This window comes from Streptomyces sp. NBC_00557 (assembly GCF_036345995.1).
Taxonomy (GTDB): Bacteria; Actinomycetota; Actinomycetes; order Streptomycetales; family Streptomycetaceae; genus Streptomyces.
Genome location: NZ_CP107796.1, coordinates 3,445,949 through 3,464,636, shown reverse-complemented (window position 1 = coordinate 3,464,636; position 18,688 = coordinate 3,445,949). Strand labels below are relative to the sequence as shown.

19 protein-coding genes and 1 pseudogene are annotated in these 18,688 nt (G+C 69.9%); 16 read left to right on the top strand and 4 right to left on the bottom strand.

The window, feature by feature from the left end; genetic code table 11:
* Positions 1-19 precede the first annotated feature (19 nt).
* The 4 genes and pseudogenes from mqnC (at position 20) to OG956_RS14680 (ending at position 2,839) form a co-directional block, all read left to right on the top strand.
* The gene (gene mqnC, locus OG956_RS14695) at positions 20-1,219 is read left to right on the top strand and encodes a cyclic dehypoxanthinyl futalosine synthase (RefSeq protein WP_330338417.1); all 1,200 of its coding nucleotides are present in this window, start codon (positions 20-22) and stop codon (positions 1,217-1,219) included.
* 7 nt (positions 1,220-1,226) lie between these two features.
* Positions 1,227-1,832 carry a hypothetical protein gene (locus OG956_RS14690; protein ID WP_330338416.1) on the top strand — a complete coding sequence of 202 codons (606 nt, stop codon included), beginning with the start codon at positions 1,227-1,229 and terminating at the stop codon, positions 1,830-1,832.
* Between the two features lie 93 nt (positions 1,833-1,925).
* Positions 1,926-2,120, top strand: a pseudogene (locus OG956_RS14685) (acyltransferase family protein); the annotation flags it as partial.
* Positions 2,121-2,143: 23 nt separating this feature from the next.
* Positions 2,144-2,839, top strand: coding sequence for a demethylmenaquinone methyltransferase (locus OG956_RS14680; protein ID WP_330338415.1), 696 nt, complete (start codon positions 2,144-2,146; stop codon positions 2,837-2,839).
* Positions 2,840-2,854: 15 nt separating this feature from the next.
* Here OG956_RS14680 and OG956_RS14675 read toward each other — a convergent pair whose 3' ends face one another.
* Together OG956_RS14675 and OG956_RS14670 are read right to left on the bottom strand one after the other, a co-directional pair.
* Positions 2,855-3,163, bottom strand: coding sequence for a PASTA domain-containing protein (locus OG956_RS14675; protein WP_330338414.1), 309 nt, complete (start codon positions 3,161-3,163; stop codon positions 2,855-2,857).
* A 109-nt stretch (positions 3,164-3,272) separates the two neighbouring features.
* Positions 3,273-3,791, bottom strand: coding sequence for a GNAT family N-acetyltransferase (locus tag OG956_RS14670; RefSeq protein WP_330338413.1), 519 nt, complete (start codon positions 3,789-3,791; stop codon positions 3,273-3,275).
* Positions 3,792-3,888: 97 nt separating this feature from the next.
* Here OG956_RS14670 and OG956_RS14665 point away from each other — a divergent pair, with 97 nt between their 5' ends.
* On the top strand, positions 3,889-5,181 hold the full coding sequence (locus OG956_RS14665; protein ID WP_330338412.1) for a geranylgeranyl reductase family protein: 1,293 nt from the start codon (positions 3,889-3,891) through the stop codon (positions 5,179-5,181).
* 304 nt (positions 5,182-5,485) lie between these two features.
* On the opposite strand, the gene def is transcribed toward OG956_RS14665, so the two are convergent.
* Positions 5,486-6,109 carry a peptide deformylase gene (def, locus tag OG956_RS14660; RefSeq protein ID WP_330338411.1) on the bottom strand — a complete coding sequence of 208 codons (624 nt, stop codon included), beginning with the start codon at positions 6,107-6,109 and terminating at the stop codon, positions 5,486-5,488.
* 150 nt (positions 6,110-6,259) lie between these two features.
* Positions 6,260-7,069: a C40 family peptidase gene (locus tag OG956_RS14655; protein WP_330338410.1), complete on the bottom strand. Its 810-nt coding sequence runs from the start codon at positions 7,067-7,069 to the stop codon at positions 6,260-6,262.
* Between the two features lie 752 nt (positions 7,070-7,821).
* Here OG956_RS14655 and OG956_RS14650 point away from each other — a divergent pair.
* The 11 genes from OG956_RS14650 to nuoK are packed head-to-tail and all read left to right on the top strand — an operon-like array spanning position 7,822 to position 18,678.
* Entirely contained in the window at positions 7,822-8,181 is a 360-nt protein-coding gene (locus tag OG956_RS14650) for an NADH-quinone oxidoreductase subunit A (RefSeq protein ID WP_003992243.1), read from the top strand.
* 13 nt (positions 8,182-8,194) lie between these two features.
* Positions 8,195-8,749, top strand: coding sequence for a NuoB/complex I 20 kDa subunit family protein (locus tag OG956_RS14645; RefSeq protein WP_007383964.1), 555 nt, complete (start codon positions 8,195-8,197; stop codon positions 8,747-8,749).
* Positions 8,746-9,516: an NADH-quinone oxidoreductase subunit C gene (locus OG956_RS14640; RefSeq protein ID WP_330338409.1), complete on the top strand. Its 771-nt coding sequence runs from the start codon at positions 8,746-8,748 to the stop codon at positions 9,514-9,516. The genes OG956_RS14645 and OG956_RS14640 overlap by 4 nt, the downstream gene beginning before the upstream one ends.
* Positions 9,513-10,838, top strand: a complete 1,326-nt coding sequence (locus tag OG956_RS14635) for an NADH-quinone oxidoreductase subunit D (RefSeq protein WP_330338408.1) — start codon at positions 9,513-9,515, stop codon at positions 10,836-10,838. Before OG956_RS14640 ends, OG956_RS14635 begins: the two co-directional genes overlap by 4 nt.
* Entirely contained in the window at positions 10,835-11,701 is an 867-nt protein-coding gene (gene nuoE, locus OG956_RS14630; RefSeq protein ID WP_330338407.1) for an NADH-quinone oxidoreductase subunit NuoE, read from the top strand. Before OG956_RS14635 ends, nuoE begins: the two co-directional genes overlap by 4 nt.
* Positions 11,701-13,047 carry an NADH-quinone oxidoreductase subunit NuoF gene (nuoF, locus tag OG956_RS14625; protein WP_443065560.1) on the top strand — a complete coding sequence of 449 codons (1,347 nt, stop codon included), beginning with the start codon at positions 11,701-11,703 and terminating at the stop codon, positions 13,045-13,047. The genes nuoE and nuoF overlap by 1 nt, the downstream gene beginning before the upstream one ends.
* Positions 13,044-15,548: an NADH-quinone oxidoreductase subunit G gene (locus OG956_RS14620; RefSeq protein WP_330338405.1), complete on the top strand. Its 2,505-nt coding sequence runs from the start codon at positions 13,044-13,046 to the stop codon at positions 15,546-15,548. Before nuoF ends, OG956_RS14620 begins: the two co-directional genes overlap by 4 nt.
* Positions 15,545-16,909: an NADH-quinone oxidoreductase subunit NuoH gene (nuoH, locus tag OG956_RS14615; protein WP_330338404.1), complete on the top strand. Its 1,365-nt coding sequence runs from the start codon at positions 15,545-15,547 to the stop codon at positions 16,907-16,909. Before OG956_RS14620 ends, nuoH begins: the two co-directional genes overlap by 4 nt.
* Positions 16,902-17,543, top strand: coding sequence for an NADH-quinone oxidoreductase subunit NuoI (nuoI, locus tag OG956_RS14610; RefSeq protein WP_208899384.1), 642 nt, complete (start codon positions 16,902-16,904; stop codon positions 17,541-17,543). The genes nuoH and nuoI overlap by 8 nt, the downstream gene beginning before the upstream one ends.
* Complete coding sequence (locus OG956_RS14605) at positions 17,540-18,382, top strand: NADH-quinone oxidoreductase subunit J (RefSeq protein WP_330338403.1); 843 nt, start codon at positions 17,540-17,542, stop codon at positions 18,380-18,382. The genes nuoI and OG956_RS14605 overlap by 4 nt, the downstream gene beginning before the upstream one ends.
* Positions 18,379-18,678, top strand: coding sequence for an NADH-quinone oxidoreductase subunit NuoK (gene nuoK / locus OG956_RS14600; RefSeq protein WP_023547474.1), 300 nt, complete (start codon positions 18,379-18,381; stop codon positions 18,676-18,678). Before OG956_RS14605 ends, nuoK begins: the two co-directional genes overlap by 4 nt.
* The last annotated feature ends 10 nt before the right edge of the window (positions 18,679-18,688 follow it).

Here is an 18,688-nt window from a genome sequence, read left to right as displayed (position 1 = left end):
CTGTGACGAAAGGGAGCCGGTGACCGAGAAGGCCGACCTCCAGTCCGTGCTCGACCGAGCCGCAGCGGGCGGACGCATCACGCCCGAGGAAGCCCTCGCGCTCTACCGGGACGCCCCGCTGCACGCGCTGGGCGCCGCCGCCGACGCCGTACGCCGCCGCATGTACGCCGGGACCGAGCACATCGCGACGTACATCATCGAGCGGAACATCAACTACACGAACGTGTGCGTCACGGCGTGCAAGTTCTGCGCCTTCTACGCGGCCCCCAAGGACACGGAGAAGGGCTGGACCCGCGACCTCGACGACATCCTGCGCCGCTGCGCGGAGACGGTCGAGCTGGGCGGCACCCAGATCATGTTCCAGGGCGGCCACCACCCGGACTACGGCGTCGAGTACTACGAGAAGCACTTCCGGGCCATCAAGGAGGCGTTCCCGCAGCTGGTCATCCACTCCCTCGGCGCGTCCGAGGTCGAGCACATGGCCCGTATCTCCGGCGTGTCGGTCGAGGAGGCCATCACCCGCATCCACGAGGCGGGCCTGGACTCCTTCGCGGGCGCCGGCGCGGAACTGCTCCCCGAGCGCCCCCGCAAGGCCATCGCGCCGCTGAAGGAGTCCGGCGAGCGCTGGCTGGAGATCATGGAGACGGCGCACCGGCTGGGCGTGGAGTCCACCTCCACCATGCTGATGGGCACGGGCGAGACCAACGCCGAGCGCATCGAGCACCTGCGGATGATCCGGGACGTGCAGGACCGCACGGGCGGCTTCCGCGCCTTCATCCCGTACACCTACCAGCCGGAGAACAACCACCTGAAGGGCCGCACCCAGGCCACGATCTTCGAATACCTCCGCATGATCGCCATCGCCCGCCTCTTCCTGGACAACGTCCGGCACATCCAGGGCTCGTGGCTGACCACGGGCAAGGAGGTCGGCCAGCTGTCGCTGCACTACGGCGCGGACGACCTGGGCTCGATCATGCTGGAGGAGAACGTGGTCTCCTCGGCCGGCGCCAAGCACCGCTCCAACCGCCTGGAGATCATCGACCTGATCAGGAAGGCGGGACGGGTCCCGGCCCAGCGCTCCACGACCTACGAGCACCTCGTCGTCCACGACGACCCGGCGAACGACCCCGTCGACGACCGCGTGGTCTCCCACATCTCCTCCACGGCCATCGAGGGCGGCACGGCCCACCCGGAACTGAAGCTGCTGACCTCCAACTGACCGCGCCTTGCTGACGATTCACGCCGACTCCAGGGGGCGGGCCCTCGCCGTCGAGGGCGCGCTGATCGCGGGCGCGGGCCCCCTGGAGGAGCTGGCCGCCGCGTACCCGCACGCGCGCGTGCGGACCTGGCCCGGCATCATCACCCCCGGGTTCGTCAACCCGCATGGCACGGAGCTGCTGGAGGAGGCGTACCACCCGGATCCCCGGGAGGCCGACGCCCTCGGTACCGAGCCGCTCACCGGCGACGCGCTCTCCGGGCTCGCGCTGGACGACGTCCGCTGGGGAGCGAGCGCACGGCGCGGAGTGCAGCGGATGCTGGCCCACGGCACGGTCGCGGCGGCCTGCGAGCCGCTGCGCAACCGCGCGGTCCGGGACGCCGTGCGGCGCACCGGACTCACGCTCGCGGGCCGTGCGGAGCGGCCCGGGGGCGTCCCGTCCCTCGACCCGCTCGCCTCCGGTCTGCCGCCCGTGACCGCACCCCCGCGCACCCCGGGCTCCGCCGCCCGCTTCGCGGTCTTCGACGTCCACGACGAGACGGAACTGACCGAGCGCGGAGCCGGCACCTGCGTGGCGACGGTCATCGACGGCCGCCTGCTCTTCCGCCGCCGCTAGCCTCCGCGGACGCCCCGCCGAACGCGCCCTCCTCCTGCTCCACCCCGCTGCAGTCGGTCGCCGCGTCGTCCGCCCCCGACTCCTCTTCCGCGCCACGAGATCGCCCTGGTCCTGGCCGTCCCGCTGATCGACCGGTTCTGGGACGTGCCCGCCTTCGAGACGTACCTGCCGCTGGACAGCCAGTGGTTCATGTTCGGCATCGGCTGGATCCTGATCGCCGTCTTCGTCCTGCTGTGCGGCTGGGCCGAGGACGTCGCGGCACGCAGGAAGCCGAGGCTCCTGCCGTGAGAGGGGGCTGCAACAATGGGCGGGTGACCCGCGCTTCCCTGAACAAGCAGCCGCACGAAGTCGCCTCGATGTTCGACGACGTGGCGGAACGGTACGACCTGACGAACGACGTGCTGTCGCTCGGCCAGGACCGGCGCTGGCGCAAGGAGGTGGCGAAGGCGGTCGACGCACGCCCCGCGCAGAAGGTCCTCGACCTCGCCGCCGGCACGGCGACCTCGTCGCTGCCCTTCGCCCGCACGGGCGCCTACGTGGTCCCCTGCGACTTCTCGCTGGGGATGCTCCAGGTCGGCAAGAAGCGGCACACCTGGCTGCCCTTCACGGCCGGCGACGCCACGCGGCTGCCGTTCAAGGACGACACCTTCGACGCCGTGACGATCTCCTTCGGGCTGCGCAACGTGCAGGACACGGACGCGGCCCTCGCCGAGATGCACCGGGTGACCCGGCCCGGCGGACGCGTGGTGATCTGCGAGTTCTCGCACCCGACCTGGGCGCCCTTCCGCACCGTCTACACCGAGTACCTGATGCGGGCCCTGCCGCCGGTCGCGCGCGCCGTCTCCTCCAACCCGGACGCCTACGTCTACCTCGCCGAGTCCATCCGCGCCTGGCCCGACCAGCCCGCCCTCGCCGAGCGGCTGCGGAAGGCGGGCTGGTCGAAGGTGGCGTGGCGCAACCTCACCGGCGGTGTGGTCGCGCTGCACCGGGGGTTCAAGGAGAGCTGAGGCCCGCGCCGGGCGTCAGCGGTCGATCATCTCGAAGGCGTCGCCTGGCTCGCCGAGTTCGCGTTGCAGCCCTCCGGCCGGCGGTCGCGGGATGCGCGGCTCGCGCACACCCCCGCCGCCCTCGCCCTCACCGAAGTCGAACCACACGTACACCATCGAGTCCCGCGGCACCTCGGCGCCGGGCTGCGGATACTGGCGTACGACGTAGTCGACGACCGCGCGGTGGAAGTCCGGGCGGTCCGGCGCATTGAGGAACAGGCCCTGCGCCCGGGCCGTCTCGCGCGCGTCCACGGCCATCAGTCCGACCAGCCGTGGCACGCGCACTTCGGGTGTTTTGGGTGTTATGCGCACAGATGTCACCCCCAGCGGTACTGGAAGGGTAACTCCCGCGCGCCCCGCCCGGAAGGGATCGGTGTCTTTCCGTAACAGACGACTACTGTCCGTCATCGAGACGGAGGCGGAAGCAGAGGGCGTCCTCGTCCAGCGTGGGATGCGGATAGGTCTCCGCCGGCTTCATGCCGAGCCGTCGGGTCACCGCGATCGACCGCTCGTTGCCCGGCCGTACCATCGCCACCACCTCCGGGACCCCGGCCGCCCGCAGCCGGCGCAGCGTCTCGTGCGCGGCCGCGGTGACGTACCCCTTGCCCCAGTGCGCGCGCCCGAGCCGCCAGCCGATCTCCGTCTCGCCGACCGGTCCCCAGCCGGGCCGCCAGGGCTGCGCTCCGGTGAACCCGAGGACCTCACCGGACTCGTCCAGCACGGTCCACAGGCAGAAGCCGAGTTCGGCGTCGTGCCGCCGCTGCCGCGCGGTGAGTTCCTCGTAGACCGACAGGGCCGCCGACCTGCCGCCGTAGAACTCCATGACCTCGGGGTCGTCGAAGACCCGGTGCCAGGCGATCGCGTCCTCATGGGTGGGAACACGCAGCCGTACCGCGGGGAGAGGTCGGTTCACAGGGCAGCCCTTCAGCCGGGTGATCAATTCTGCTGAATAGACTGCCCCTGTCCAGTGCCGGTCGGCACGCAGATTTCGAACTTGGGGAGATCCCGCCGTGACCGTCGTGAAGGAGCCCCTCTCCGAGAACACCGCCGACGTCATCGTCGTCGGCGCGGGGCCGGCCGGCTCCACGACCGCGTACCACCTCGCCAGGGCCGGTCTCGACGTCCTGCTGCTGGAGAAGACCGAGTTCCCGCGCGAGAAGGTGTGCGGCGACGGCCTCACCCCGCGCGCGGTCAAGCAGCTCGTCGCCATGGGCATCGACATCTCCGAGGAGGCCGGCTGGCTGCGCAACAAGGGCCTGCGCATCATCGGCGGCGGCTCCCGCCTCCAGCTGGACTGGCCGGAACTCGCCGCCTACCCGAACTACGGACTGGTCCGCAAGCGCGACGACTTCGACGAGCAGCTCGCCCGCAACGCCCAGAAGGCGGGCGCCCGCCTCTTCGAGCGCTGCAACGTCTCCGGCCCGGTCGTCGACGACCGCACCGGCCGCATCACCGGCGTCACCGCCAGGCTCGGCGAGGAGAAGCGCGAGGTCACCTTCCACGCGCCGCTCGTCGTCGCCGCCGACGGCAACTCCACCCGCCTGTCCCTCGCGATGGGCCTGCACCGCCGCGAGGACCGCCCGATGGGCGTCGCGGTGCGCACCTACTTCACCTCGCCCCGCCACGACGACGACTACCTGGAGTCCTGGCTGGAGCTGTGGGACCGCCGCGGCCCCCAGGACCGGCTGCTGCCCGGCTACGGCTGGATCTTCGGCATGGGCGACGGCACGTCCAACGTGGGCCTCGGCGTGCTGAACACCTCCGCCGCCTTCAAGGAGCTGGACTGGCGCGAGATCCTCAAGGCCTGGTGCGCCTCCATGCCCGAGGACTGGGGCTACACGCCCGAGAACATGACCGGCCCCATCCGCGGCGCCGCCCTCCCCATGGCCTTCAACCGCCAGCCCCACTACACGCGCGGCCTGCTGCTCGTCGGCGACGCCGGCGGCCTGGTGAACCCCTTCAACGGCGAGGGCATCGCCTACGCCATGGAGTCCGGCCAGATCGCCGCCGACGTCATCGTGCAGGCACACGCGCGTGCCACCCCCGCCCAGCGCGAGATCGCGCTGCAGCGCTACCCGCGCGTGCTGAAGGACACCTACGGCGGCTACTACACCCTCGGCCGCGCCTTCGTGAAGCTCATCGGCAACCCGAAGGTCATGCAGATCGCCACCCAGCGCGGCCTGACGCACCCGCTGCTGATGAAGTTCACCCTCAAGCTGCTGGCCAACCTCACCGACCCCACGGGCGGCGACGCCATGGACCGCATCATCAACGGCCTGAGCAAGGTGGCCCCGAAGGCCTGACCAGGAGCCGACGGCCGCACTAGGTCCTGTCGTCAAACTCCCGCCGTCCGCCCGGAGGGCGGGCCTCGCGCCCGCTGCGGAGCAGCTGATGCATGCCGTAGGTGCGTGCTCTGGGGGTCCCCCCGGCCGAAGGTTGGGGGAGTGCCGGGCCCTGGCCCTCGTACTGGACGTACTTGGGCCTGGGCCCGGTGCGGCGAGTGGGGGCACCTCCCACGCCCTTAAGGCAGTGGGGGAGCGTGCATGGCGTCGCGGGGCTGGGGGTCCCCCCGGCCGAAGGCTGGGGGAGGGAGTTTGACGACAGGGCCTAGGAGGCGAGAGCCGCGGCGTTGGCGGCCCGCCGGGCGAGCACCTCGTCCCGCCGGGCCGCCATCTGCCGCAGCGCGTCCTTCTTCTCCCGCTTGGAGAGCCGGTCCAGGTAGAGGTGGCCGTTGGTGTGGTCGGTCTCGTGGGCGAGGCAGCGCGCGAAGTACCCCGTGCCCTCGACGACGATCGGGTTGCCGTCCCTGTCCTGCCCGCGCACGACGGCCCGGTCCGGCCGCGGTACGGCCATCACCGCGCCCGGCACCGACAGGCAGCCCTCGCCCTCGTCCAGCAGCCGTCGCCCGATCGTAGGCGTTTCCAGCACTGGATTGACGATGTGTCCGACATGTCGGATTCCATCGTCATCGGGGCAGTCGTACACGAACAGCCGCAGATCAACCCCGACCTGATTCGCCGCCAGGCCCGCGCCTTCGGCGACGTACAGGGTCAGGAACATGTCATCGATGAGGGCGGCGAGGTCCGGCCCGAACTCCGTGACGTCCCGGCACGGCTTGTGCAGGACCTCCTCGCCCACCTCGGTGATCCGGCGCACCGCGCCGCGCCCGGCCTCGGGGGCGTGGCGGGGGTAGTGGGCGGCGGGCCTTCCCTGGACGAACACGCGTGGCATCGCACGGTCTCCTTCGCTCGTGGAGGACCGCCGGACGGCGGCCCGAGCGAGAGCATGCCAGGAAGACCGCCGGGGCGCGCCGGGAACGGCGCAAGGGCCGCTGCCCCCGAGCGGCTGCGGCCCTACGCGCGTGAGAGGTGCCAGGTGCCCTCAGAGCACCCGCACGGCGCCGCTCGGCGGGTCGTACGACAGCGGGTGCTCCCCGACGCCGCTGGAGGGGTTCTGTGCGCCGACGAACATGCCGTCGCCCACGTACACCGCGACGTGGTAGGCGCTGCCCGCGCTGCCCCAGTACAGGATGTCGCCCGGCTGCAGGTTGCTCAGCGACACCTGGGTGCCGGCCGTGGACTGGTCCTGGGAGACGCGCGGCAGGCTGATGCCCACCTGCTTGAAGGCGGTCTGCACCAGGCCGGAGCAGTCGTACGCCGACGGGCCGGTGGCGCCGGAGACGTACGCCTTGCCGATCTGCGCCTTGACGAAGGCGACGACGGCGGCGGCCGAACCGGTGGCCGTGGAGCCGCTCGTGGAGGTGCCGGCGCTCGTCGTGGCGGCGAGCGTGGTCCGCTCGGCGTTGCGGGAGGCGCGCTCGGCGGCGGCCTTGCGGGCGGCCTCCTCGGCCTTCTTCTTCGCCTCGGCGGCCTTCTGCTTCGCCTCGGCGAGGTCCGCCTTGGCCTGCTTCGCGGCCTTCGCGGCGGCCGCGTCACGCTCGGCCTGCAGCTGGTAGTTCGCGGCGGCCTGCTGGGTGGCGTCCGCGGACTGGGCGGCCTGAGCGGCCAGGTCGGCCGTCAGGGTGGGCAGTTCGAGGGTCTGCGTCACCGGCTCGGCCGCGTTCGCCGAGCCGGACGCCCCGGCGACTGCCAGGGTGCTGAGGACGCCACCGGCAACTCCGGCCCGCATCGCGAGGGACGACGCGCTGCGGCGGGGCTTCCGGTGGCTGCGTATGTGAGCGGTGTGGGACATGGGAACAACCGGTACCAGGGGCTCCTTCATATCTTCAAGAAACGTGTGCTCCGCCACAGTTGCTCAATCGAGACCGAGAATCCCGGGTGCGTCGCTCTTTATTGACGCCGTAACGGACATTGCGGACGCCGGTGATCAAGGGCTTGATCACGGTCTTTGATCATTACGTCCGAATTGCTCCCCACCTACCACCGGTTGGGGTGATTGGCCAAGCCCGGTTCTCGGGGGTCTCTCATCGATGTGGCGGAGGTCACGGAACGGTTACCTGAAACGCGGCGTCCTGTATGCGCACGGCTCGTGAACGCGTGCACGCGTCCGGACCCCGTCCACATCGCACCCCGCGCCTCCCTCTGATGTGTGAACGCGCCCCTCTATCAGCCGTCCGTGTCCAGCGCCAATTTGCATGCACCGGAACACTCTTGATATGGAGACGCGCCCTCCTGCCTGCGACGACGAGCGAGAATGTCACTTCTGGTGATCAACTGAACGCTTCGCGTATGAAGATCACTCATCATCCGACTTCATGATCCTTCGTCAGGTGGTGGAGATCACAAAGGTCGTGCAATACCCCGTGTCGCAGATCACAGAGCGACGGGCATAAGATGCGTGGCAACTGGGCTTGTGACCTGCTTCACATGTTCTCGATCTTCGCCCGGGACGGCGGGGTTCCGAGGGACTTGTGAGGCGGAAGTGAGCGCAGTGCACCAGTGCAACCGCCAGCAGTCAGTGCCGACTGAGAGGAGCGAGGAGCGGTGAACGCGTATGCGCCCATCCTCGTACTGGGAGCCCTCGGGGCAGGCTTTGCGATCTTCTCCGTGGTCATGGCCACGCTGATCGGTCCGAAGCGGTACAACCGCGCCAAGCTCGAGGCCTACGAGTGCGGTATCGAGCCGACCCCCACGCCGGCCGGCGGCGGGCGCTTCCCCATCAAGTACTACCTGACGGCGATGCTCTTCATCGTCTTCGACATCGAGATCGTCTTCCTCTACCCCTGGGCCGTCACCTTCGACGCCCTGGGGATTTTCGGGCTCGTGGAGATGCTGCTCTTCGTGCTCACCGTCTTCGTCGCGTACGCGTACGTATGGCGGCGCGGCGGCCTGGAATGGGACTGAGGGGCCTTTAGACATGGGACTCGAAGAAAAGCTGCCGAGCGGCTTCCTGCTGACCACCGTCGAGCAGGCCGCGGGCTGGGTGCGCAAGGCGTCCGTCTTCCCCGCGACCTTCGGCCTCGCCTGCTGCGCCATCGAGATGATGACCACCGGCGCCGGCCGCTACGACCTGGCGCGCTTCGGCATGGAGGTCTTCCGCGGCTCACCGCGCCAGGCCGACCTGATGATCGTCGCCGGCCGGGTCAGCCAGAAGATGGCGCCGGTGCTCAGGCAGGTCTACGACCAGATGCCCAACCCCAAGTGGGTGATCTCCATGGGCGTCTGCGCCTCCTCGGGCGGCATGTTCAACAACTACGCGATCGTCCAGGGCGTCGACCACATCGTCCCGGTCGACATCTACCTGCCGGGCTGCCCGCCCCGCCCCGAGATGCTGATGGACGCCATCCTCAAGCTCCACCAGAAGATCCAGTCCTCCAAGCTCGGCGTCAACGCCGAGGAGGCGGCCCGCGAGGCGGAGGAGGCGGCGCTCAAGGCCCTGCCCACGATCGAGATGAAGGGGCTGCTGCGGTGAGCGACGCGAACGGCAACGGCACGCACGGCGTGAACGGGTCCGCGAACGGGGTGAACCCCGAAAAGGACCTCTCCGCCTCCAACCTCCCCGGCCAGCGCGGTCAGGGCGGCGAGGAGATCCGCGTCCAGCGCGGCATGTTCGGCGCCAACAACGGCGGCGACACCTCCGGCTACGGCGGCCTGGTCCGCTCGGTCCGACTCCCGGGACCGGCGAGCCGCCCCTACGGCGGCTGGTTCGACGAGGTCGCCGACGAGCTGGAGGGCGCCCTGGAGGAACAGGGACTCCTCCCCGGCAACGCCATCGAGAAGACGGTCGTCGACCGCGGCGAGATCACCTTCCACATCGAACGCGAGCACCTGGTCCGCGTCGCCCGCACGCTGCGCGACGACCCGGCCCTGCGGTTCGAGCTGTGCACCGGCGTCAGCGGCGTCCACTACCCGCACGACAAGGGACGCGAGCTGCACGCCGTCTACCACCTGCGCTCGATCACCCACAACCGGCAGATCCGCCTCGAGGTCAGCGCCCCCGACAGCGACCCGCACATCCCGTCGCTCGTCTCCGTCTATCCGACGAACGACTGGCACGAGCGCGAGACGTACGACTTCTTCGGAATCGTCTTCGACGGTCACCCGGCCCTGACGCGGATCATGATGCCGGACGACTGGCAGGGCCACCCGCAGCGCAAGGACTACCCCCTCGGCGGCATCCCCGTCGAGTACAAGGGCGCCCAGATCCCGGCTCCGGACCAGCGGAGGTCGTACTCGTGAGCAGCACCCAGTCAGCAGCCGCCCGGGAAACCACCGAGGGCACCGTCTACACGGTCACCGGTGGCGACTGGGACGAGGTCGTCCAGTCCGCGACCCGCGCCGACGACGAACGCATCGTCGTCAACATGGGTCCCCAGCACCCCTCCACCCACGGAGTGCTCCGCCTGATCCTCGAGATCGAGGGCGAGACGGTCACCGAGGCCCGCTGCGGCATCGGCTATCTGCACACCGGCATCGAGAAGAACCTCGAGTACCGCACGTGGACGCAGGGCACCACCTTCGTCACGCGCATGGACTACCTGACGTCCTTCTTCAACGAGACCGCCTACTGCCTCGCCGTCGAGAAACTCCTCGGCATCGAGGACGACATCACCGAACGCGCCAAGATCATCCGAGTGCTCCTGATGGAGCTGAACCGGATGTCCTCCCACCTGGTGTGCATCGCCACCGGCGGCATGGAGCTCGGCGCCACCACGATCATGATCTACGGCTTCCGTGATCGTGAAATGATTCTCGACCTCTACGAGCTCATCACGGGCCTTCGGATGAACCACGCGTACATCCGACCCGGCGGACTCGCCCAGGACCTGCCGCCCGGCGCGGTGGACCAGATCCGCGAGTTCGTGAAGAAGATGAAGAAGAACCTCCCGGAGTACGACAAGCTCGCCACCGGGAACCCCATCTTCAAGGCCCGCATGCAGGACATCGGCTACCTCGACCTGGCCGGCTGCATGGCCCTCGGCGCCACCGGCCCGATCCTGCGCTCCACCGGCCTGCCGCACGACCTGCGCAAGGCACAGCCGTACTGCGACTACGAGACGTACGACTTCGAGATCCCGACCGCCGACACCTGCGACGCCTACGGCCGCTTCCTGGTCCGCCTGGAGGAGATGCGCCAGTCACTCAGGATCATCGAGCAGTGCCTCGACCGGCTCCAGCCCGGCCCCGTCATGGTCGCCGACAAGAAGATCGCCTGGCCCGCCCAGCTCGCCCTGGGCCCGGACGGACTCGGCAACTCCCTCGACCACATCAAGAAGATCATGGGCACCTCCATGGAGGCCCTGATCCACCACTTCAAGCTCGTCACCGAGGGCTTCCGCGTCCCGCCGGGACAGGCGTACGCGGCCGTCGAGTCCCCCAAGGGCGAGCTCGGCGTGCACGCCGTCTCCGACGGCGGGACCCGCCCCTACCGGGTCCACTTCCGCGACCCGTCCTTCACCAACCTGCAGGCCATGGCGGCGATGTGCGAAGGCGGCCAGGTCGCCGACGTCATCGTCGCCGTCGCGTCCATCGACCCCGTGATGGGAGGCGTCGACCGGTGACCACCTCTTCTTCGGAGCGGGGCGTCAGCCTGGGCATGCCCGAACTGCCCGCACCCGCGTATCCGGACGACGTCCGGGCCCGGCTGGAGGCGGACGCGCGCGAGATCATCGCGCGCTACCCGGACTCCCGGTCCGCCCTGCTTCCGCTGCTCCACCTCGTGCAGTCGGAGGAGGGCCATGTCACGCGCACCGGAATGCAGTTCTGCGCGGACATGCTGAACCTGACCACGGCCGAGGTCACCGCCGTCGCCACCTTCTACACCATGTACCGGCGCAAGCCGTCCGGCGACTACCAGGTCGGCGTGTGCACCAACACGCTGTGCGCGGTGATGGGCGGAGACGCGATCTTCGAGACCCTCCAGGAGCACCTGGGCGTCGGCAACGGCGAGACCACCGACGACGGCAAGATCACCCTGGAGCACATCGAGTGCAACGCGGCCTGCGACTACGCGCCGGTCGTGATGGTCAACTGGGAGTTCTTCGACAACCAGACGCCCGCCGGCGCCAAGCGCCTGGTCGACGACCTGCGCGCGGGACGGCCCGTACAGCCCACGCGCGGGGCGCGGCTGTGCACGTTCAAGGAGACCGCGCGGATCCTGGCCGGCTTCCCCGACGAGCGGCCCGGGGCCGTCGAGGAGGGCGGCAGTGCGGGACCCGCGTCGCTGGTGGGCCTTCGCCTGGCGAAGGGAGAGGCCGCACCCGCGCGCGTGGTCCATCCGCGCGGAGGTCCGCATGAGGAGCCGCAGGGCAGGGTGCACGAACCGTCGCCGTCCGAGCACCTCAGCTCCCATGACGCGCCGCAGGAGACATCGGCCTCCGACCCCGCCCACCCGGCAGGGCCTACCGCCGAGGAGGGGGAGTGATGACCGTGGTACCCGAGGTCAAGGACACGAGCCCCGAGAAGCTGCTCGCACCCGTGCTGTCGGCCTTCTGGGACGAGGACCGGTCCTGGACCCTGGACGTCTACCGGAGGCACGAGGGGTACGAGGGGCTCCGCAAGGCGCTCGCCATGTCACCGGACGACGTGATCGCGTACGTCAAGGACTCAGGTCTGCGCGGCCGCGGCGGCGCCGGATTCCCGACCGGAATGAAGTGGCAGTTCATTCCGCAGGGAGATGGAAAACCGCACTATCTAGTTGTCAACGCCGACGAGTCGGAGCCCGGAACCTGCAAGGACATCCCGCTCCTCTTCGCGAACCCGCACAGCCTCATCGAGGGCATTGTGATCGCGTGCTATGCCATCAGGTCGTCGCATGCCTTCATCTATCTGCGTGGTGAAGTCGTCCCCGTTCTGCGGCGGTTGCACGAGGCCGTGCGCGAGGCCCACGCGGCGGGCTACCTCGGCGAGAACATCCTGGGCAGCGGACTCGACCTGACCCTCACCGTGCACGCCGGCGCCGGCGCGTACATCTGCGGTGAGGAGACCGCGCTGCTGGACTCGCTCGAAGGCCGCCGTGGTCAACCGCGGCTGCGTCCCCCCTTCCCTGCCGTGGAAGGCCTCTACGCCTGTCCGACTGTTGTGAACAACGTCGAGTCGATCGCGTCGGTTCCCGCGATCCTGAAAAACGGCAAAGACTGGTTCAGGTCGATGGGCAGCGAGAAGTCCCCGGGCTTCACGCTCTACTCGCTCAGCGGCCACGTCGCCGCCCCCGGCCAGTACGAGGCCCCGCTCGGCATCACGCTGCGCCAGCTGCTCGACATGAGCGGCGGCATGCGGCCCGGCCACCGGCTGAAGTTCTGGACGCCGGGCGGCTCCTCGACGCCGATGTTCACCGACGAACACCTCGACGTCCCCCTCGACTACGAAGGAGTGGGCGCCGCGGGCTCCATGCTCGGCACCAAGGCCCTGCAGTGCTTCGACGAGACGACCTGCGTGGTGCGCGCGGTGACCCGCTGGACCGAGTTCTACGCCCACGAGTCCTGCGGCAAGTGCACGCCCTGCCGCGAAGGGACGTACTGGCTGGTGCAGTTGCTGCGGGACATCGAGGCCGGCAAGGGCACCATGGCCGACCTCGACAAGCTCGCCGACATCGCCGACAACATCAACGGCAAGTCCTTCTGCGCCCTCGGCGACGGCGCCGCGTCCCCGATCTTCTCCTCGCTGAAGTACTTCCGCGAGGAGTACGAGCAGCACATCACGGGCCGGGGCTGCCCCTTCGACCCGGCCAAGTCGACGGCCTGGGCGGACCGCCCGGAGGTGAACGCATGACCGTGACCACCAGTGCTCCCACAGGTGGGGGCGAGGCGGCGGTCCCGCCGGAGGACCTCGTCACGCTGACGATCGACGGCATCGAGACCAGCGTGCCCAAGGGCACCCTGGTCATCCGCGCCGCCGAACAACTCGGCATCGAGGTCCCCCGGTTCTGCGACCACCCCCTGCTCGACCCCGCCGGCGCCTGCCGCCAGTGCATCGTCGAGGTCGAGGGCCAGCGCAAGCCGATGGCGTCCTGCACCATCACCTGCACCGACGGCATGGTGGTGAGGACACAGCTCACCTCCCCGGTCGCGGAGAAGGCCCAGAAGGGTGTGATGGAGCTGCTGCTCATCAACCACCCGCTGGACTGCCCGGTCTGCGACAAGGGCGGCGAGTGCCCGCTGCAGAACCAGGCCATGTCGCACGGCAACGCCGAGTCCCGCTTCGACGGCAAGAAGCGCACCTACGAAAAGCCGGTGCCGATCTCCACCCAGGTGCTGCTCGACCGCGAGCGGTGCGTGCTGTGCGCCCGCTGCACCCGGTTCTCCAACCAGATCGCGGGCGACCCGATGATCGAGCTGATCGAGCGGGGCGCCCTCCAGCAGGTCGGCACCGGCGAGGGCGACCCCTTCGAGTCGTACTTCTCCGGCAACACCATCCAGATCTGCCCCGTCGGCGCGCTCACCTCCGCGGCCTACCGTTTCCGCTCCCGCCCCTTCGACCTCGTCTCCTCGCCGTCGGTGTGCGAGCACTGCTCCGGCGGCTGCGCCATCCGCACCGACCACCGGCGCGGCAAGGTCATGCGGCGCCTCGCCGAGAACGACCCCGAGGTCAACGAGGAGTGGATCTGCGACAAGGGACGCTTCGCGTTCCGGTACGCGCAGCTCAAGGACCGCCTCGACACCCCGCTCGTCCGGGGCGCCGACGGCGTCCTGGAGCCCGCCTCCTGGCCGGAGGCCCTGGAGGCCGCCGCGCGCGGACTCGCCGCCGCCCGCTCGCGGGCCGGCGTCCTCATCGGCGGCCGGCTGACCGTCGAGGACGCCTACGCCTACAGCAAGTTCGCGCGCGTGGCGCTCGACACCAACGACATCGACTTCCGCGCGCGCGTGCACAGCGGCGAGGAGGCCGACTTCCTCGCCTCCCGGGTGGCCGGCCGCGGCCGCGACCTCGACGGCACGGGCGTCACCTACACCTCCCTGGAGAAGGCGCCCGCCGTCCTGCTGGTCGGCTTCGAGTCGGAGGAGGAGGCCCCCGGCGTCTTCCTGCGGCTGCGCAAGGCCTGGCGCAAGCGCAAGCAGAAGGTGTTCGCGCTGGCCACGCACGCCACCCGGGGCCTGGAGAAGGCGGGCGGCACCCTGCTGCCGGCCGCGCCCGGCACCGAGACCGAGTGGCTGGACGCCCTCGCGAGCGGCGTCGGCCTGGAGGAGCCCGGCACGCGGGCCGCGGAGGCGCTGCGCGCCGAGGGCGCGGTCATCGTCGTCGGCGAGCGGCTCGCCGCGGTCGCCGGCGGCCTCACCGCCGCCGTACGCGCCGCCACCGCCACCGGCGCCCGGCTGGTGTGGATCCCGCGCCGGGCAGGTGAACGCGGCGCCATCGAGGTCGGTGCGCTGCCGTCGCTGCTGCCGGGCGGCCGCCCGGCAACCGACCCGCGCGCGCGGGAGGAGGTCGCCGCAGTCTGGGGGCTCGCCGAACTTCCGGTGCGCTACGGCCGCGACACCCACCACATCATCGAGGCCGCCGCCACCGGTGAACTGTCGGCCCTCCTGGTCGCCGGGGTCGAGGTCGCCGACCTGCCCGACCCGGCACGCGCGCGTGAAGCGCTCGACAGCGTCGGCTTCCTGGTGTCGCTGGAGCTGCGGCCCAGCGAGGTCACCGAGCACGCCGACGTCGTCCTGCCGGTCGCCGCGGCCCCCGAGAAGGCGGGCACGTTCCTCAACTGGGAGGGCAGGGTGCGGTTCTTCGAGGCCGCCCTCAAGCCCGACCAGATGACCCGCCGTCTCGCGCCGACCGACGCGCGCGTGCTGCAGATGCTCGCCGACGCCATGGACGTCCACCTGGGCCTGCCGGATCTGCGCACCACGCGGGCGGAGATCGACCGGCTCGGCCTCTGGGAGGGCCCGCGCGCCCTCGACCCGCACGAGACCGCGGGCACGCTGCCCCGCCCCGCCGCCGGGGAGGCCGTGCTCGCCGGGCACCGGCTCCTCCTCGACCAGGGCGTCCTCCAGGAGGGCGACGAGGCGCTCGCCGGCACCCGGCACGCCGCGCACGCGCGCGTGTCCGCCGCGACAGCGGCCGAGGCAGGGGTCCAGGACGGCGGGATCCTCGCCGTCACCGGCCCGGCCGGCGTCGTGGAACTGCCGCTGCAGATCACCGAGATGCCCGACCGGGTGGTCTGGCTCCCGCTGAACTCGGCCGGCGCGGGCGTCGCCTCCGACACCGGGGCACGACCCGGCTCACTCGTCCGCATCGGCCCGGCGGCATCCGCCGAACAGGCCCCCGAGGAGGTGGAGGCATGAGCCCGTACCTCGCAGCTGAAGACCTCTCGATGTTCGGCCGCGACCCCTGGTGGCTGGTCGTCGTGAAGGCCGTGTTCTGCTTCGCCTTCCTGATGGTGACCGTGCTGTTCTCCATCGTCTGGGAACGCAAGGTCGTCGCCTGGATGCAGCTGCGCATCGGCCCGAACCGGCACGGCCCCTGGGGCCTGCTCCAGTCGCTCGCCGACGGCGTGAAGCTGATGCTCAAGGAAGACATCATCGTCAAACGCGCGGACAAGGCGGTCTACGTCCTTGCGCCGATCGTCGCGGCCATCCCGGCCTTCATGGCGATCGCGGTGATCCCCTTCGGCCCGGCCGACAACGAGATCTCGATCTTCGGTACGCGCACCGCGATGCAGCTCACCGACCTGCCGATCGCGATGCTCTACATCCTCGCCATCGCCTCCGTGGGCATCTACGGCATCGTCCTGGCGGGCTGGAGCTCCGGATCCACCTACCCGCTGCTCGGCGGCCTGCGCTCCTGCGCGCAGATGATCTCCTACGAGATCGCCATGGGCGCCGCGTTCGCCTCGGTGTTCCTGTACTCGGGGTCGATGTCGACCTCCACGATCGTGGCGCAGCAGCACGACCGCTGGTACATCCTGCTGCTGCCGGTCTCGTTCATCCTCTACATCGTCACGATGGTCGGCGAGACCAACCGCGCCCCCTTCGACATGCCGGAGTCCGAGGGCGACCTCGTCGGCGGCTTCAACACCGAGTACTCGTCCATCAAGTTCGCGATGTTCATGCTCGCCGAGTACGTGAACATGGTGACGGTCTCCTCCGTGTCGACCACCCTGTTCCTCGGCGGCTGGCGCGCACCCTGGCCGATCAGCACCTTCTGGGAGGGCGCGAACCACGGCTGGTGGCCGCTGCTCTGGTTCGTGATCAAGGTCCAGCTGCTGCTGTTCTTCTTCATCTGGCTGCGCGGCACGCTCCCCCGCGTGCGCTACGACCAGCTGATGAAGCTCGGCTGGAAGGTCCTGATCCCGGTCTCCGTCACCTGGCTGATGCTGGTGGCGACCGTACGGGCCCTGCGCAACGAGCACTACGACTTCGCCGACATCGCCCTGCCCGTCGGCGGCGCGGTCCTCGCCCTGGTGGTGATCTCCTACCTCGTCGACATGTTCCGCGAGAAGGCCAAGGCGGCCGGGCAACCCGCCGCCGAACCGGCCGGATTCGACCCGATGGCGGGCGGGTTCCCCGTGCCTCCGCTGCCCGGACAGGAGCTGCCGCCGGTGCCGAGGCGCCGGCCGCGCCGCGAGCGCGAGCTGATTGTCAGTGGCGGGTCGGACACTGTTAGTGACGGATCTACGGAGGGAAAGGAGGCGTCCGATGGCTGAGGAGCCCAAGGAGACCAAGCCCGGTTTCCTGAACCCCGTGGCCGGCTTCGGCGTGACCTTCAAGGCCATGTTCAAGAAGCGGCTGACCGAGCAGTACCCGGAGCAGAAGAAGACCACGGCTCCGCGGTTCCACGGACGGCACCAGCTCAACCGCCATCCGGACGGCCTGGAGAAGTGCGTCGGCTGCGAGCTGTGCGCCTGGGCCTGCCCAGCCGACGCCATCTACGTGGAAGGCGCCGACAACACCGACGAGGAGCGCTACTCGCCGGGCGAGCGGTACGGCCGCGTCTACCAGATCAACTACGCCCGCTGCATCCTGTGCGGCCTGTGCATCGAGGCGTGCCCCACGCGCGCGCTGACGATGACCAACGAGTTCGAACTGGCCGACTCCAGCCGCGCCAACCTCATCTACACCAAGGAGCAGCTGCTCGCCGGCCTCGAAGAGGGCATGGTCGACACACCGCACGCGATCTTCCCCGGGACGGACGAGCAGGACTACTACCGGGGCCTGGTGACCCAGGCCGCGCCCGGCACGGTCCGCCAGGTCGCCCTGTCCAAGGGCGAGGTCCCGCAGGAGGCCGCGTCCACCTTCGGCGAGGACGAGCCGGCCTCGGAGAAGGTGATCGGCCGATGACCGCACAGCTCGCCGCCTACACCACCTCCACCGGTGAGGCCTTCCAGTTCTGGGTCCTCGGCACCGTCGCGGTGATCGGCGCCCTGTGCACCGTCTTCATGAAGAAGGCCGTGCACAGCGCCCTCTGCCTCGCCGGAACCATGATCGTCCTGGCGGTGTTCTACCTCGCCAACGGCGCCTACTTCCTGGGCATCGTGCAGATCGTCGTCTACACCGGCGCGATCATGATGCTGTTCCTGTTCGTGGTGATGCTCGTCGGCGTCACGGCCGCGGACTCCCTGAAGGAGACCATCAAGGGCCAGCGCTGGCTGGCCCTGGTGTGCGGGATCGGCTTCGGCGTCCTGCTGTTCGCCGGCATCGGCAACGCCTCCCTGAAGGAGTTCGCCGGCACCGGCCAGGCGAACGCCAACGGCAATGTGGAGGGCCTCGCCTCCCTCATCTTCACCAAGTACGTCTTCGCCTTCGAAATCACCGGCGCCCTGCTCATCACGGCCGCCGTCGGCGCCATGGTGCTCACCCACCGCGAGCGCACCGAGCGCGCCAGGACCCAGCGCGAGCTGTCCGAACAGCGCGTGAGGGACGGCAAGTACGTACCGCCGCTGCCCGCCCCGGGCGTCTACGCCCGGCACAACGCGGTCGACATCGCGGGTCTGCTCCCAGACGGCACCCCGTCCGAGCTGACCGTCAGCAAGACACTGCGCGAACGCGGCCAGATCCGTGACGTGTCGGCGGAGGCGCTCAACGACCTGCGGGCGCTGGAGCAGCGCGCGGAGGAACGCCTGGAGCGCAGGGCCATCGAACCGGCGACGTTCAAGCGGCCCGAGGAGGCGTCGAAGTGAACCCGGTCAACTACCTCTACCTCGCCGCCCTGCTGTTCACGATCGGCGCGACGGGCGTCCTGATCCGGCGCAACGCCATCGTGGTCTTCATGTGCATCGAGCTGATGCTGAACGCCTGCAACCTCGCGTTCGTCACCTTCTCCCGGATGCACGGCAACCTCGACGGCCAGATCATCGCCTTCTTCACGATGGTCGTCGCCGCCGCGGAGGTCGTGGTGGGCCTCGCGATCATCGTGTCGCTGTTCCGTACCCGCCACTCGGCCTCGGTCGACGACGCCAGCCTGATGAAGCTGTAAGGGGTCGGAA